This is a genomic window from Agrobacterium vitis, from assembly GCF_037039395.1.
Taxonomy (GTDB): Bacteria; Pseudomonadota; Alphaproteobacteria; order Rhizobiales; family Rhizobiaceae; genus Allorhizobium; species Allorhizobium vitis_E.
Window position 1 is genome coordinate 2020964 of sequence record NZ_CP146242.1, and the last position, 15036, is coordinate 2035999.

Here is a 15036-nt window from a genome sequence, read left to right on the forward strand (position 1 = left end):
TTCTAAACGATGCTGTAGGGTCCGCATCGGTCAGGGGCGTATGATGCAAACGCCTGCTTCATAGGAGCAGGGCGAGGTTTCCAGCTGCGCTTTGACGTCGATGATCTTGGCCTTTGGAGCCAGAGGGGTAGAGTTTTGGCCACTCCTGTCGTAGCGCCAGGCAGAAACACCAAAAGTATAAGTGCCGCCGGGGGTGTGGGTCCCGATGATCGATCCGGCCGCTGAACCGGCATGCGACCTTCTCTGCTGGCCATGATAACCGGAACCATCATTTGTGCCGCCCGCATAGGCGGCCTGGGCCAGCAAACATCCGCAGGCCAGGGCTAGGACGGATGCTTTGATACGGGTGATTTTACCAGTGGCAGCCAAGGTTTTTTCTCCGGTCCCCATCAAGACGTGGTTAATAAGAGATTAATTTGAGCCGTGGGAAAATCAAGTCATTCCAGCTATCTGGGCGATTTTCTTAAGGACTGCTCTTTATTGTCGCGCCATGCGTCTTTGGTTGGAGAGGCGCGTGATCAGGGACTTGCCAATCGATTAAATTGAAAGCCAGTTTCAAATCCGCCTTGTCCTGCATCAATCGGAGGATTAAAGGTCCAATTTGACGCACTGCACTCCATGAAGGAGCGCCCTATATCCCTTCCATTCCAAAGGTGGAATGCACTTGAACGCCGTGAGGACGAGATGGCGAACGTGACAAAACAACGGCCTTTGTCGCCGCATCTGCAAATCTACAAGCTTGTTCCGACAATGTTGATGTCCATCGTGCATCGCATTACCGGCGGAGCCTTGTATTTTGGGACCGCGCTGGTTGCCTGGTGGCTGATCGCCGCCTCGACGGGAGCGGATTATTACGACTGGGTCTCCTGGTTCATGGGGACGTTCATCGGCAAGATCATTCTGTTCGGCTTCAGCTGGGCACTGATCCACCACATGCTGGGCGGCATGCGCCATTTCGCATGGGACCTGGGCTATGGTCTGGAGAAACACTTCAGCACCAGGCTCGCCAAGGCGACAGCCGTTGCGTCCGTCGTCCTGACCGTTCTGGTCTGGATCGTCGCGTTCATCATCCGCTGAGGGATTTAATCATGGATATGCGTACACCGCTCGGTAAAGTTCGCGGTCTCGGCTCCGCAAAGGACGGCACGGAGCATTTCTGGCGCCAGCGCCTGACGGCCATCGCCAACGTGCCGCTCATGCTGTTCTTCATCATTTTCATGCTGACCCATGCCGGCGCACCCTATGCCGATGTCGTGTCCGCTTTGTCGAACCCTCTCGTGGCGGTTATCATGGGACTGGTCGTGCTTTCCGGCCTGATCCACATGAAGATCGGCATGCAGGAAATCATCGCCGACTATATTCATAACGAAGTTATGAAGATGGGGCTGATGATGCTCAACACATTTTTCGTGGTCATCACGGGTGCGCTCTGTCTTTTCGCCATCCTCAAGATCGCGTTTGTAGGATAATTCATCATGGCAGCGACAAGTTCTTCTTCCAAGTCCGGCCCAACCATCAACGGCCGCACATATACCTATGTCGATCACGCTTATGACGTGGTCGTTGTCGGCGCCGGTGGTGCTGGCCTGCGCGCCACGCTCGGCATGGCCGAGCAGGGTTTCAAGACCGCCTGTATCACCAAGGTTTTCCCGACGCGCTCCCACACGGTTGCAGCCCAAGGCGGCATTGCCGCTTCGCTCAACAACATGACGCCGGACTGCTGGCAGTGGCATCTTTACGATACCGTCAAGGGCTCGGACTGGCTGGGCGACGTGGACGCCATGCAATATCTGGCCATGGAAGCGCCAAAGGCGGTCTATGAGCTGGAACATTACGGCGTGCCCTTCTCGCGTAACGAAGAAGGCAAGATCTACCAGCGTCCCTTCGGTGGCCATATGCAGAATTACGGCGAAGGCCCGCCGGTCCAGCGCACCTGCGCTGCCGCCGACCGCACCGGCCACGCTATTCTGCATACGCTTTACGGTCAGTCCTTGAAGCATAATGCCGAATTCTTCATCGAATATTTCGCCCTCGACCTGATCATGGCCGAGGATGGTCGTTGCACCGGCGTCGTGGCCTGGAACCTCGATGACGGCACGATCCATCGCTTCTCCGCCAAGATGGTGGTGTTGGCGACTGGCGGTTATGGCCGCGCCTATTTCTCGGCAACGTCGGCCCATACCTGCACCGGCGATGGCGGCGGCATGATTGCCCGCGCCGGTCTGCCTCTTCAGGACATGGAATTCGTTCAGTTCCACCCGACCGGTATTTACGGTGCCGGCTGTCTGATCACCGAAGGCGCGCGCGGCGAAGGCGGCTATCTGGTCAATTCCGAGGGTGAGCGTTTCATGGAACGCTATGCCCCATCGGCCAAGGATCTTGCCTCCCGTGACGTGGTTTCGCGCTGCATGACGCTGGAAATCCGCGAGGGCCGGGGCGTTGGCAAGAACAAGGATCACATCTACCTGCATCTCGACCATCTCGATCCGGCCGTGTTGCATGAGCGTCTGCCGGGCATTTCCGAGAGCGCCAAGATTTTTGCCGGCGTCGATGTGACCCGCGAACCGATCCCGGTTCTGCCGACCGTTCACTACAATATGGGCGGCATTCCGACCAATTACTGGGGCGAAGTGCTGAATGCCGATGCTGAAAACCCCGAGCGGATCGCGCCCGGCCTGATGGCTGTCGGTGAAGCCGGTTGCGCTTCGGTGCATGGCGCCAACCGTCTTGGTTCCAATTCGCTGATCGACCTCGTGGTGTTCGGCCGTGCTGCGGCCATCCGTGCTGCCGAAGTGATCGATCGGGTCTCGCCGATCCCGGCACTGAACGTCGCCGCCTGCGACAAGATCATGGAACGGTTCGACGCTATCCGCCATTCCAGCGGCTCGACGCCGACTGCCGTGCTGCGTGACAAGATGCAGCGCGCAATGCAGGAAGATGCCGCCGTGTTCCGCACCCAGGAAGCCCTGGAAAGCGGTTGCCGCCGGATCTCGGAAATCTGGAAGGAAATGCCCGACATCAAGGTGACCGACCGGTCGCTGGTGTGGAATTCCGATCTGGTGGAAACGCTGGAACTGCACAATCTGATGGCTAATGCGATCACGACGGTCTATGGCGCCGAAGCCCGCAAGGAAAGCCGTGGTTCTCACGCCCGCGAGGACTTTGTCGACGGCCCGTTCGGTGGCCGCGACGACGTCAACTGGCGCAAGCACACACTGGCCTGGGTCAATGAGGCGGGCGATGTGAAGCTGGATTATCGTCCTGTACATACCGAGCTTCTGGCTGATGGGATCGATCCCAAGAAGATCGAGCCCAAGGCCCGCGTTTATTGATGTGAGGATATCGACATGGTTGAACTGACGCTTCCCAAGAATTCTCAGGTCAAGCCGGGCAAGGTCTGGCCAAAGCCTTCAGGTGCCAAGAACCTACGGGAATACCAGGTCTATCGCTGGAGCCCCGATGACGACAAGAATCCAAGCCTCGACACCTATTATGTCGATATGGATGATTGCGGCCCGATGGTTCTCGACGGTCTTCTCTATATCAAGAACAAGATCGATCCGACGCTGACATTCCGCCGCTCCTGTCGTGAGGGCATTTGCGGTTCCTGCGCGATGAATATCGATGGCACCAACACGTTGGCCTGCACCAAGGGCACCGACGACGTGAAGGGGACCGTGAAGATCTATCCGCTGCCGCATATGCCTGTCGTGAAGGATCTGGTTCCCGACCTGACCAACTTCTACGCCCAGCACCGCTCCATCGAGCCCTGGCTGAAGACGGTGTCTCCGACGCCGGTTAAGGAATGGAAGCAGAGCCATGACGACCGGCAGAAGCTGGATGGTCTTTATGAGTGCATTCTCTGCGCCTGCTGCTCGACCTCCTGCCCGAGCTATTGGTGGAATGGCGATCGTTATCTCGGCCCCGCCGTGCTGCTGCAAGCCTATCGCTGGCTGATCGACAGCCGTGACGAGGCCAAGGGCGAGCGTCTGGACAATCTTGAAGATCCTTTCCGGCTCTATCGTTGCCATACGATCATGAATTGTGCGCAAGTCTGTCCAAAGGGCCTCAACCCGGCCAAGGCGATTGCCGAAATCAAGAAGATGATGGTCGAGCGCCGCGTTTGACGCAGGTTGCCCGCCGCGCTCATCTCCAAGGCGAGAATGCTCAGGCATACTCGCCTTGGACTTCGAATATCTCAAATGCATGGCCTGCTTGAGATATTTGCAAAAGGAAGACGACGAACCGTCTTCAATGTCGCATCGTTCACGTGGCGTGGACGGGCCGCCGTCGCGGTTGCGACAGGCTCTGGCAGCACTGTTGGCTGCATCTCACGCGGTTTTGTAACAAAAATATCGATCTTCTGGACGCAAACGCGCTATTTGCTTGCCGTTGAAGAGGCTTCTGCCTTGATTTCAAACCAGCTTTGGCGCTAGTTTCCGGGCGTTTGGTGCAGGATAGCTGTCGCTGAAATGCAAAAGCTGACGATGTTGAAGCAACCGGGAGTGTTAGGATGAAACTGAAATTTGCGGCGACGGGTCTGATGGTCGTGCTTTCTCTTGCCGGGTGTCAGCGTACGTCAAGCGATTACGGTTCCTCGTCACTGCCGCCTTTGCAGGCGCAACCGGTGCCTCAGGTTCAATCGGGGCAATTGCCGCCTCCGGGTGCGAGCCAGTTCCCGGTCGCCCCGACGTCCAACCAGAGCGCTGCCTTGACACCGAATGCGCCGCCGCCGGGTAGCTCTCTCGATTTCACCAAGGAACAGATGGTCGGCAATTGGCGTGTGGCCAATGGCCAATCCAGTTGTGACATGTTCCTGACCCTCACCAATCTGGGTGGTGGATCACGCGGCGGTACGCGCGGTTGCGTCGGTCCGCTGACGACGATGGGTGCCTGGGATGTCGCCAACAAGCAGTTGATGTTGAAGGATCGCGACGGCAATGTGATCGGCACTCTCTACAAGACGTCGGATAACCACTTCAACGGTTCTACCAGCGCTGGCCAGCCTGTCAGCCTCAGCCGGTAAGGGTGGGCTGAGCCGCCGTTCATTCTGATGCCTGCCCTTTGATGCGATAGGGGCGGGCCTATATCCTTCGCGGAGTTCGACATGCAGCCTGTGCCCGATTATGCCCTCAGCGTCAGCGAGGATCTGAAGGCGCGGACCCTGTCGGGGGAGCTGATGGCCGATCCCGCCCAGATGGCGGTCGCCGCCCGGCTCGATCGCATCCTGCTTCAATTGAAGGAACGCAAGCCCGCGAAGAAGTCCTCGGCGCTTGGCTGGATCTTCGCACGGCATCGTGCGCCGCAAACCAAAATCATGGGGCTTTATGTGCATGGCAGCGTCGGGCGTGGCAAAACCATGCTGATGGACCTGTTCTTTCGCATGGCGCCCGTGGAAAAGAAGCGGCGGGCGCATTTTCATGAATTCATGGCCGATGTGCATAATCGCATTCACATCCATCGGCAGAAACTCAAGAATGGCGAGACAAAGCAGGCCGATCCCGTGCCGCCGGTGGCGGAGCAACTGGCCGCCGAAGCCGGACTTTTGTGCTTCGATGAATTCACCGTTACCGATATTGCCGATGCAATGATCCTGTCGAGGTTGTTTACCGAGCTTTTCGCTCGCGGCTGTATTCTGGTGGCCACCTCCAATGTCGAGCCGGACAATCTCTATCCGGATGGGTTGAACCGGGGCCTGTTTGTGCCGTTCATCGGCTTGCTCAAGCAGTATGTCGAGATCCTCTCGCTCGATTCGCCGACCGATTACCGGATGGAAAAGGCCGATCAACTGCCGATCTATCTCTCTCCGGCAGATGCTGTAGCGGATCGGGAGATGGACCGTGCCTGGAAAATGATGACCGCAGGCCGTCTGGAAAAGCCGCTGGATATCGAAATGAAGGGCAGGCTTTTGCCGGTGAAGAGGGCCGTTGGTAAAATGGCGCGCTTCACGTTTGCAGAGCTTTGCGAGCAGCCGCTCGGTGCCTCCGATTACCTGGCGCTTGCCGACCGGTTTCATACAATCTTCATCGATCATATTCCCTACCTCGGGCCTGAAAAACGCAATCAGACGAAGCGCTTCATCATCTTGATCGACGCACTCTATGACCATCATGTGCGGGTGCATGCCAGCGCTGCTGCTGAGCCCGAGGCCTTGCTGACGGCCAGAAAAGGAACCGAAGGGTTCGAATTCGACCGGACGGCATCGCGGCTGTTTGAGATGCGTAGCCGCGAATATCTCGAAGCGCATTCGGTCCGCATTGCGGAAATGTGAAGAATTGATGACTTAATATCTTACCTTTACGTAAGAATTTTACAGTCTAAACGATTGAAAAATATACTCTCAGAAATATCGGTTGCGCTTTTTTTCCGGTCGCGCTATGCGAATGGCCCAAAGGCCGGTCACTCTATTTGAGGGCCGACTTGGTTTTGGATCTAAAAGGAAGCACTTCAATGGCGCGCAACAAGATCGCACTTATTGGTTCTGGAATGATCGGTGGTACGCTGGCCCATCTGGCTGGCTTGAAAGAGCTGGGCGACATCGTCCTGTTCGATATCGCCGATGGCGTACCGCAGGGTAAGGGTCTCGATATTGCGCAGTCGTCGCCCGTTGAAGGCTTCAATGCCAAGTTGACCGGTTCGAGCGACTACGCCGCCATCGAAGGTGCAGATGTCTGCATCGTCACCGCTGGTGTGCCCCGCAAGCCCGGCATGAGCCGCGACGACCTGCTCGGCATCAACCTCAAGGTCATGGAACAGGTTGGCGCCGGCATCAAGAAATATGCTCCAAACGCCTTCGTGATCTGCATCACCAACCCGCTCGATGCCATGGTCTGGGCGTTGCAGAAGTTCTCCGGCCTTCCTGCCAACAAGGTCGTCGGCATGGCTGGCGTGCTCGACAGCTCGCGTTTCCGCCTGTTCCTGGCTGAAGAATTCAACGTTTCCGTTCAGGACGTCACCGCTTTCGTTCTTGGCGGTCATGGCGACACGATGGTGCCGCTGGCTCGTTACTCCACGGTCGGCGGTATTCCGCTGACCGATCTGGTCAAGATGGGCTGGGTCACCGCTGAACGCCTGGAAGAGATCATTCAGCGCACCCGTGATGGTGGGGCTGAAATCGTCGGCCTGCTGAAGACCGGTTCGGCTTTCTATGCACCAGCCGCTTCGGCGATTGAGATGGCTGAATCCTACCTCAAGGACAAGAAGCGCGTTCTGCCTTGCGCTGCGCATCTGACCGGTCAGTACGGCGTCAAGGACATGTATGTTGGTGTACCCACGGTGATCGGTGCTGGCGGCGTCGAGCGCGTCATCGAGATCGAACTGAACAAGGACGAGGAAGCCGCCTTCCAGAAGTCGGTCGGCGCTGTCGCCGGTCTCTGCGAAGCCTGCATCAATATCGCTCCGGCTCTCAAGTAATCGCCTTTGGCGGCTGCGCCTTCATCTAGGGATGATGGCGCAGCCGCGCATGGTTTTAACGCAGTTCTGAGCCGGGCGGCATGACCGCTGGTTCTGGAATTGCTCCGAACACAGGACCAGACGATGAATATTCATGAATATCAGGCTAAGGCTCTGCTGAAGAGCTTTGGCGCACCGGTTGCCGAAGGTGTGGCAATCTTTTCCGCCGATGAAGCCGAGGCGGCCGCAAAGCAGCTTCCTGGCCCGCTTTATGTCGTCAAGAGCCAGATCCACGCTGGTGGTCGCGGCAAGGGCAAGTTTAAGGAACTCGGCCCGGATGCCAAGGGCGGCGTTCGCCTGGCTTTCTCGATCGACGAAGTGAAGTCGCATGTTGCTGAAATGCTCGGCAACACGCTGGTGACCAACCAGACCGGCCCTGCCGGCAAGCAGGTCAACCGCCTCTACATCGAAGACGGCGCCGATATCGAGCGTGAACTTTATCTGTCGCTGCTCGTCGATCGTGCTGTCGGTCAGGTTGCTTTCGTGGTGTCCACCGAAGGCGGCATGGACATCGAAACCGTTGCCCACGACACACCTGAGAAGATCATCAGCGTTGCGATCGACCCGGAAGTTGGCGTTACCGCTGACAATCTGTCTGCGCTGACAGCGGCTCTGAAGCTCGAAGGCGAAGCCAAGGCTGACGCTGAAAAGCTGTTCCCGATCCTCTACAAGGCCTTTGTCGAAAAGGACATGGCGCTTCTGGAAGTGAACCCGCTGATCGTCATGAAAAACGGTCGTATGCGCGTTCTCGACGCCAAGATGTCTTTCGATGGCAACGCTCTGTTCCGTCACGAAGACGTTGTGGCCCTGCGCGACAAGACCGAAGAAGATGCCAAGGAAATCGAAGCCTCCAAGTATGATCTGGCTTACGTTGCGCTCGATGGCAATATCGGCTGCATGGTCAATGGCGCAGGTCTCGCCATGGCAACCATGGACATCATCAAGCTCTACGGTGCTGAGCCGGCAAACTTCCTCGACGTTGGTGGCGGCGCGACCAAGGAAAAGGTCACGGCAGCCTTCAAGATCATCACGGCCGATCCGGCTGTGAAGGGCATTTTGGTCAACATCTTCGGCGGTATCATGAAATGTGATGTTATTGCAGAAGGCGTTCTGGCGGCTGTTAAGGAAGTCGGTCTGACCGTGCCTCTCGTTGTGCGCCTTGAAGGCACCAATGTTGAGCTGGGTAAGAAAATCATCAACGAATCCGGTCTCAACGTCATTTCGGCGGATGATCTGGACGATGCTGCGCAGAAAATTGTTGCAGCAGTGAAGGCGGCTTGAGCCTATGGCAAACACACCAAAGACCGTAACACGTCAGGCTTTCGGGCCAAACGAGACGGACATCAATCTTTGCTACTTCGTATGCTGGGATAGCGAGATTCCTGGTGACGGTGAAGTTGCTGAGCGCTGGGCGCATTTCAACGACAGAGATGATGCCGACGCCTATTTCGCTGAAAAATCCAAGGATGCCGATCTGTTCGTCTGGAAGGGTGAGCTTGGCGTTTCCAAGTCACAGGGCCATTTCGACTGGTTCCATACCCAGTGGTCCAAGAGCCTTGAGAAGCAGTTGACGCAGAAGCCGGCCAAGGGCATGGGCTATCGCTTTTCCAATGACGCCTTTGAGGCATTTGAACCCCTCGAATTCGAGGAAGAGGAAGCCGAGTAATGTCGATTCTGATCAATAAAGACACCAAGGTTCTTGTACAGGGCCTGACCGGCAAGACCGGCACTTTCCATACCGAGCAGGCGCTTGCCTATTACGGCACCAAAATGGTCGGCGGTATTCATCCGGCTAAGGGCGGTAGCAACTGGACCGGCTCCAAGGGTGAAACCCTGCCGATCTTCGCTTCCGTTGCCGAAGGCAAGGATGTCACCGGCGCCAATGCATCGGTGATCTACGTGCCGCCAGCCGGTGCTGCTGCTGCGATCATCGAAGCCATCGAAGCTGAAATTCCGCTGATCGTCTGCATCACGGAAGGCATTCCGGTTGCCGACATGGTGAAGGTCAAGGCTCGTCTCGACAAGTCCAAGTCGCGCCTGATCGGCCCCAACTGCCCAGGCGTGATGACGCCGGAAGAATGCAAGATCGGCATTATGCCGGGCTCGATCTTCCGCAAGGGTTCGGTTGGCGTGTTGTCGCGTTCCGGCACCCTGACCTATGAGGCTGTGTTCCAGACCTCGAACGAAGGCCTCGGCCAGACGTCTGCTGTCGGCATCGGCGGCGACCCGGTCAAGGGCACCGAGTTCATCGACATCCTGGAAATGTACCTCGCTGACGAAGCCACCAAGTCGATCATCATGATCGGTGAAATCGGCGGCTCGGCTGAAGAAGAAGCCGCACAGTTCCTCAAGGACGAAGCCAAGAAGGGCCGCAAGAAGCCGATGGTTGGCTTCATCGCCGGTCGTACGGCTCCTCCCGGTCGCACCATGGGTCACGCAGGCGCTGTGATCTCCGGCGGCAAGGGCGGCGCGGAAGACAAGATCGAAGCCATGGAATCGGCTGGCATCCGGGTTTCGCCCTCGCCAGCCCGCCTTGGCAAGACGCTGGTTGAAGTTCTCAAGGGCTGAGACCACATAGAGATGAGCGGGCAGGCGTCTTTATGGCGTCTGCCCGTGCAGGCATTTCAAGTCCAGCCGAGCGCAAGCCTTGACTGGCAGATATTCGACAAGCCGAATATTCGGTCGAATAGTTCGGTGATGACCTCAAGTCGGGAGGCGGGCACGAGGCCCGCAAAAAACCATGGCAAGGCAAGAAGCCAACGAGCAGTTTCAGATCACCTCGTTCCTGGACGGATCGAATGCGATCTATATCGAGCAGCTTTATGCGCGTTACGAAGACGATCCGGGTTCGGTATCGCCTGAGTGGCAATCCTTCTTCAAGGCGCTGGGCGATAATCCAAGCGACGTGAAAAAGGCGGCCAAGGGAGCCTCCTGGCAGCGGAGCAATTGGCCGCTGACGCCCCGTACCGATCTGGTTTCGGCGCTCGATGGCAATTGGGGTCTGGTCGAGAAGGCCATTGAAACCAAGGTCAAGGGCAAGGCAGAAGCCGCAGCCGCAACAACAGGCAAGCCGGTTTCTGAAACCGACGTATTGCAGGCGACTCGTGATAGCGTACGCGCCATCATGATGATCCGCGCTTATCGCATGCGCGGTCATTTGCATGCCAAGCTCGACCCGCTCGGCATTGCCACGGCGGTTGAAGATTACAACGAGCTGTCGCCATCATCCTACGGCTTTACTGACGCTGATTTTGACCGCAAGATCTTCATCGATAACGTTCTGGGGCTGGAATATGCCACCGTGCGTGAGATGATCGAAATTCTTGAGCGCACCTATTGCTCGACGCTCGGTTTCGAATTCATGCACATTTCCAATCCGGAAGAAAAATCCTGGATTCAGGAACGCATCGAAGGCCCGGATAAAGGCGTTGATTTTACCGTCGAGGGCAAGAAGGCTATTCTGCAGAAGCTGGTTGAGGCCGAAGGCTTCGAGCAGTTCATCGATGTGAAGTACAAGGGCACCAAGCGCTTTGGTCTGGATGGCGGTGAATCGCTGATCCCGGCGCTGGAGCAGATCATCAAGCGCGGTGGTCAGGAAGGTCTCGAAGAGGTCGTGCTCGGCATGGCGCATCGTGGCCGTCTGAACGTTTTGACCAATGTGATGCACAAGCCGCATCGCGCCGTGTTCCACGAGTTCAAGGGTGGTTCGTTCAAGCCTGATGAAGTCGAAGGCTCCGGCGACGTCAAGTACCATCTGGGTGCCTCGTCCGACCGCGAATTCGATGGCAACAAGGTTCACTTGTCGCTGACGGCCAACCCGTCACATCTGGAAATCGTTAACCCCGTGGTGATGGGTAAGGCCCGCGCCAAGCAGGACCAACTGGCCAAAGTCTGGGAAGGCGACGTGATTCCGCTGAAGGAACGCGCCAAGGTTCTGCCGCTGCTGTTGCATGGTGACGCGGCCTTTGCGGGTCAGGGCGTTGTGGCTGAAATTCTCGGCCTATCCGGTCTGCGCGGTCACCGCGTGGCTGGCACGATGCATGTGATCATCAACAACCAGATCGGCTTTACCACCAATCCGGGCTTCTCGCGCTCGTCGCCTTATCCATCGGATGTGGCCAAGATGATCGAAGCGCCGATTTTCCACGTCAATGGTGATGATCCGGAAGCTGTGGTTTATGCCGCCAAGGTGGCCACCGAATTCCGCATGAAGTTCCACAAGCCTGTGGTTGTGGACATGTTCTGCTACCGCCGCTTTGGCCATAATGAAGGTGATGAGCCTTCGTTCACCCAGCCAAAGATGTACAAGGAAATTCGCGCCCACAAGACCGTTGTTCAGGTCTATGGCGATCGCTTGATTGCTGAAGGCGTGATTACCGAAGGCGATCTCGAAAAGATGAAGGCCGATTGGCGCGCCAATCTCGAGCAGGAGTTCGAGGCTGGCCAGTCCTATAAGCCCAACAAGGCTGACTGGCTGGATGGCGTCTGGTCCGGTCTTCGCGCCGCCGACAATGCCGATGAGCAGCGTCGCGGCAAAACAGCCATGCCGATGAAGTCTCTGAAGGAGATCGGTCGCAAGCTGTCGACCATTCCTGATGGCTTCAAAGCGCATCGCACCATCCAGCGCTTCATGGAAAACCGCGCCCAGATGATCGAGACCGGCGAGGGTATTGATTGGGCGATGGCCGAGGCACTGGCCTTTGGTTCGCTGGTCGTTGAAGGCCACAAGATCCGCCTGTCCGGTCAGGATTGCGAGCGCGGCACGTTCAGCCAGCGTCATTCGGTGCTCTACGATCAGGAAACCGAGGATCGCTACATTCCGCTGGCCAACCTGGCCCCTAACCAGGCCCGCTACGAAGTCATCAATTCGATGCTGTCGGAAGAGGCCGTGCTCGGCTTCGAATACGGCTATTCGCTGGCGCGTCCGAATGCGCTGACCCTGTGGGAAGCCCAGTTTGGTGACTTCGCCAACGGCGCTCAGGTGGTGTTCGACCAGTTCATCTCTTCGGGTGAACGCAAGTGGCTCCGCATGTCCGGCCTCGTCTGCCTTCTGCCGCATGGCTATGAAGGTCAGGGACCGGAACACTCTTCGGCCCGTCTGGAGCGTTGGCTGCAAATGTGCGCCGAAGACAATATGCAGGTGGCCAACGTCACAACGCCGAGCAATTACTACCATATCCTGCGCCGTCAGGTGAAACGCGACTTCCGCAAGCCGCTGATCCTGATGACGCCGAAGTCGCTGCTGCGCCACAAGCGGGCCCAGTCGACCCTGGCGGAAATGGCAGGCGAAAGCTCGTTCCATCGCCTGCTGTGGGATGATGCCGAGATCATCAAGGACGGTCCGATCAAGCTCCAGAAGGATGCCAAGATCCGCCGCGTGGTGATGTGCAGCGGCAAGGTTTACTATGACCTGCTGGAAGAGCGCGAAAAGCGTGGCATCGACGATGTCTACCTTCTGCGTATCGAACAGCTCTATCCGTTCCCGGCCAAGGCGCTGATCAATGAGCTCAGCCGCTTCCGCAATGCGGAAATGGTCTGGTGCCAGGAAGAGCCGAAGAACATGGGGGCCTGGTCCTTCATCGATCCTTACCTGGAATGGGTGCTGGCTCACATCGACGCCAAGTATCAGCGCGTGCGCTATACCGGCCGTCCGGCTGCCGCCTCTCCGGCAACGGGCCTGATGTCCAAGCACCTCGCCCAGTTGCAAGCCTTCCTGGAGGACGCACTCGGCGGCTGATGCCGCCGGGTCTTGCCTTTCGCTCGAAATCCATATCGATCAACGGAATTTATCATCATGGCCACTGAAATCCGCGTCCCCACTCTGGGTGAATCCGTTAGCGAAGCCACCGTCGGCACCTGGTTCAAGAAAGTCGGCGATGTCGTCAAGGCGGACGAGCCGCTCGTGGAACTGGAAACCGACAAGGTAACGGTTGAAGTCCCTTGTCCTGCTTCGGGCGTTCTGACCGAAATCGTCGCCCAGAACGGTGAAACGGTTGGTCTCGGCGCTCTGCTCGGCCAGATCGCCGAAGGCGCATCGGCTGGTGCGGCTGCACCTGCTGCTGCTGCTGCCCCGGCGCCTACTGCTACACCTGCACAGGCGGCCCCTGCCGCTCCGGCTGCGGGCTCCGCCATGCCGGCAGCCCCTGCCGCAGCCAAGATGCTGGCTGAAAACAATATCTCCGCCGATCAGGTGGATGGCTCCGGCAAGCGTGGCCAGGTGCTGAAGGGCGATGTAATCGCTGCCGTCGCAAAGGGTGCATCGGCGCCTGCCACTGCTCCCGCCCCGGTTGCCGCTCCGCGCCCCGTCTCCTCCGCCGACGATGCGTCGCGCGAAGAGCGTGTCAAGATGACCCGCCTGCGCCAGACCATCGCCAAGCGCCTGAAGGATGCACAGAACACGGCTGCCATGCTGACCACCTATAACGAGGTGGACATGTCGGCGGTGATGAGCCTGCGCAACAAATACAAGGACATTTTCGAAAAGAAGCATGGCGTCAAGCTGGGCTTCATGGGCTTCTTCACCAAGGCCGTCACCCACGCCCTGAAGGAACTGCCTGCCGTCAACGCCGAAATCGACGGTACCGATATCATCTACAAGAACTACTGCCATGTCGGCATGGCCGTTGGCACCGACAAGGGCCTGGTCGTTCCTGTTATCCGCGATGCCGATCAGATGTCGATTTCGGAAGTCGAAAAGGATCTCGGTCGTCTTGCCAAGGCTGCCCGTGATGGTTCGCTGTCGATGGCCGACATGCAGGGCGGCACGTTCACCATTACCAATGGCGGTGTTTACGGTTCGCTGATGTCCTCGCCGATCCTCAATGCGCCGCAGTCCGGTATCTTGGGCATGCATAAGATCCAGGATCGTCCCGTTGTAGTCGGTGGCCAGATCGTGATCCGCCCGATGATGTATCTGGCGCTGTCCTACGACCACCGGATTGTTGACGGCAAGGAAGCCGTGACCTTCCTCGTGCGCGTCAAGGAAAGCCTGGAAGATCCGGAACGTTTGGTTCTCGATCTCTAAAATTGGCAGAATATGTCTTCCACCGCCGGTAGGCGAAGGAAGACGGAAATTGCTTTGAAAAGCGTAGCGGCATTCCATTTGGAATGGTGTTGACCAAAAAAGTGAGCCTGATCATGCAGCCAACTTTTCTTGCCGCTTCGCCTTTTTTGCCACTGATTGGTATCAGTGTGATCCTGTTGATCGTCCACATCATGCTGCAAGGTATGACGGCGACCAAGGAACTCGGGACGAACTGGAATGCCGGGCCGAGGGATGACGACAGGAAACCGACCGGTCAGCTCGCGGGCCGTGCGGCGCGGGCCTCCACGAATTTCCGCGAGACCTATCCGGGGTTCATTGCGCTTGCATTCGGCCTCATTCTGGCTGGTGATCCGCATGGGTTCGGCCTGATCGGTGCCTGGGTATGGCTGGTATGCCGGATTATTTATATTCCGCTTTATCTGGCGGGAGTTCCCTATATCCGGTCTCTGGTATGGGTGGGCTCGATGGCAGGTCTGGTGGCAATGCTATTGGTTCTGTTATTTTAAGCGGCGGCTGATGGCGCGGAGTGAGGAAAGTCG

General features: G+C 57.6%; 15 protein-coding genes. 14 read left to right on the forward strand and 1 reads right to left on the reverse strand.

All coding sequences use genetic code 11. The features are described 5' to 3' along the window. Positions 1-30: 30 nt before the first annotated feature. Positions 31-369, reverse strand: a complete 339-nt coding sequence (locus V6582_RS12050; protein ID WP_156631295.1) for a hypothetical protein — start codon at positions 367-369, stop codon at positions 31-33. A 315-nt stretch (positions 370-684) separates the two neighbouring features. Between V6582_RS12050 and sdhC the strand changes: the two genes are divergently transcribed. The 14 genes from sdhC (at position 685) to V6582_RS12120 (ending at position 15003) form a co-directional block, all read left to right on the forward strand. Continuing rightward, the gene (sdhC, locus tag V6582_RS12055) at positions 685-1077 is read left to right on the forward strand and encodes a succinate dehydrogenase, cytochrome b556 subunit (protein ID WP_156631294.1); all 393 of its coding nucleotides are present in this window, start codon (positions 685-687) and stop codon (positions 1075-1077) included. Positions 1078-1088: 11 nt separating this feature from the next. After that, positions 1089-1469 (forward strand): succinate dehydrogenase, hydrophobic membrane anchor protein, encoded by a 381-nt coding sequence (gene sdhD, locus V6582_RS12060; RefSeq protein ID WP_015917403.1) that lies wholly within the window; start codon positions 1089-1091, stop codon positions 1467-1469. Between the two features lie 6 nt (positions 1470-1475). After that, the gene (gene sdhA, locus V6582_RS12065; protein WP_156631293.1) at positions 1476-3332 is read left to right on the forward strand and encodes a succinate dehydrogenase flavoprotein subunit; all 1857 of its coding nucleotides are present in this window, start codon (positions 1476-1478) and stop codon (positions 3330-3332) included. A gap of 15 nt (positions 3333-3347) precedes the next feature. Next, positions 3348-4127 carry a succinate dehydrogenase iron-sulfur subunit gene (locus V6582_RS12070; protein ID WP_156631292.1) on the forward strand — a complete coding sequence of 260 codons (780 nt, stop codon included), beginning with the start codon at positions 3348-3350 and terminating at the stop codon, positions 4125-4127. 75 nt (positions 4128-4202) lie between these two features. Further along, the gene (locus V6582_RS12075; RefSeq protein WP_156631291.1) at positions 4203-4436 is read left to right on the forward strand and encodes a hypothetical protein; all 234 of its coding nucleotides are present in this window, start codon (positions 4203-4205) and stop codon (positions 4434-4436) included. A gap of 77 nt (positions 4437-4513) precedes the next feature. Further along, positions 4514-5026 carry a protease inhibitor Inh/omp19 family protein gene (locus V6582_RS12080; protein ID WP_156631290.1) on the forward strand — a complete coding sequence of 171 codons (513 nt, stop codon included), beginning with the start codon at positions 4514-4516 and terminating at the stop codon, positions 5024-5026. An 81-nt stretch (positions 5027-5107) separates the two neighbouring features. After that, positions 5108-6271, forward strand: a complete 1164-nt coding sequence (zapE, locus tag V6582_RS12085; RefSeq protein WP_156631289.1) for a cell division protein ZapE — start codon at positions 5108-5110, stop codon at positions 6269-6271. Positions 6272-6450: 179 nt separating this feature from the next. Continuing rightward, positions 6451-7413 carry a malate dehydrogenase gene (gene mdh, locus V6582_RS12090; RefSeq protein WP_015917398.1) on the forward strand — a complete coding sequence of 321 codons (963 nt, stop codon included), beginning with the start codon at positions 6451-6453 and terminating at the stop codon, positions 7411-7413. 123 nt (positions 7414-7536) lie between these two features. Next, a complete protein-coding gene (gene sucC, locus V6582_RS12095) occupies positions 7537-8733 on the forward strand; it encodes an ADP-forming succinate--CoA ligase subunit beta (protein ID WP_156631288.1) in 1197 nt (398 codons plus the stop codon). A gap of 4 nt (positions 8734-8737) precedes the next feature. Then, positions 8738-9118 carry a hypothetical protein gene (locus V6582_RS12100; RefSeq protein WP_156631287.1) on the forward strand — a complete coding sequence of 127 codons (381 nt, stop codon included), beginning with the start codon at positions 8738-8740 and terminating at the stop codon, positions 9116-9118. Then, positions 9118-10020, forward strand: a complete 903-nt coding sequence (gene sucD, locus V6582_RS12105; protein ID WP_015917395.1) for a succinate--CoA ligase subunit alpha — start codon at positions 9118-9120, stop codon at positions 10018-10020. Before V6582_RS12100 ends, sucD begins: the two co-directional genes overlap by 1 nt. Positions 10021-10192: 172 nt before the next feature. Beyond that, a complete protein-coding gene (locus V6582_RS12110; RefSeq protein ID WP_156631286.1) occupies positions 10193-13189 on the forward strand; it encodes a 2-oxoglutarate dehydrogenase E1 component in 2997 nt (998 codons plus the stop codon). 57 nt (positions 13190-13246) lie between these two features. Beyond that, positions 13247-14476 (forward strand): 2-oxoglutarate dehydrogenase complex dihydrolipoyllysine-residue succinyltransferase, encoded by a 1230-nt coding sequence (gene odhB, locus V6582_RS12115; protein WP_156631285.1) that lies wholly within the window; start codon positions 13247-13249, stop codon positions 14474-14476. 113 nt (positions 14477-14589) lie between these two features. Next, entirely contained in the window at positions 14590-15003 is a 414-nt protein-coding gene (locus tag V6582_RS12120) for an MAPEG family protein (RefSeq protein WP_060718886.1), read from the forward strand. Positions 15004-15036: the final 33 nt, after the last annotated feature.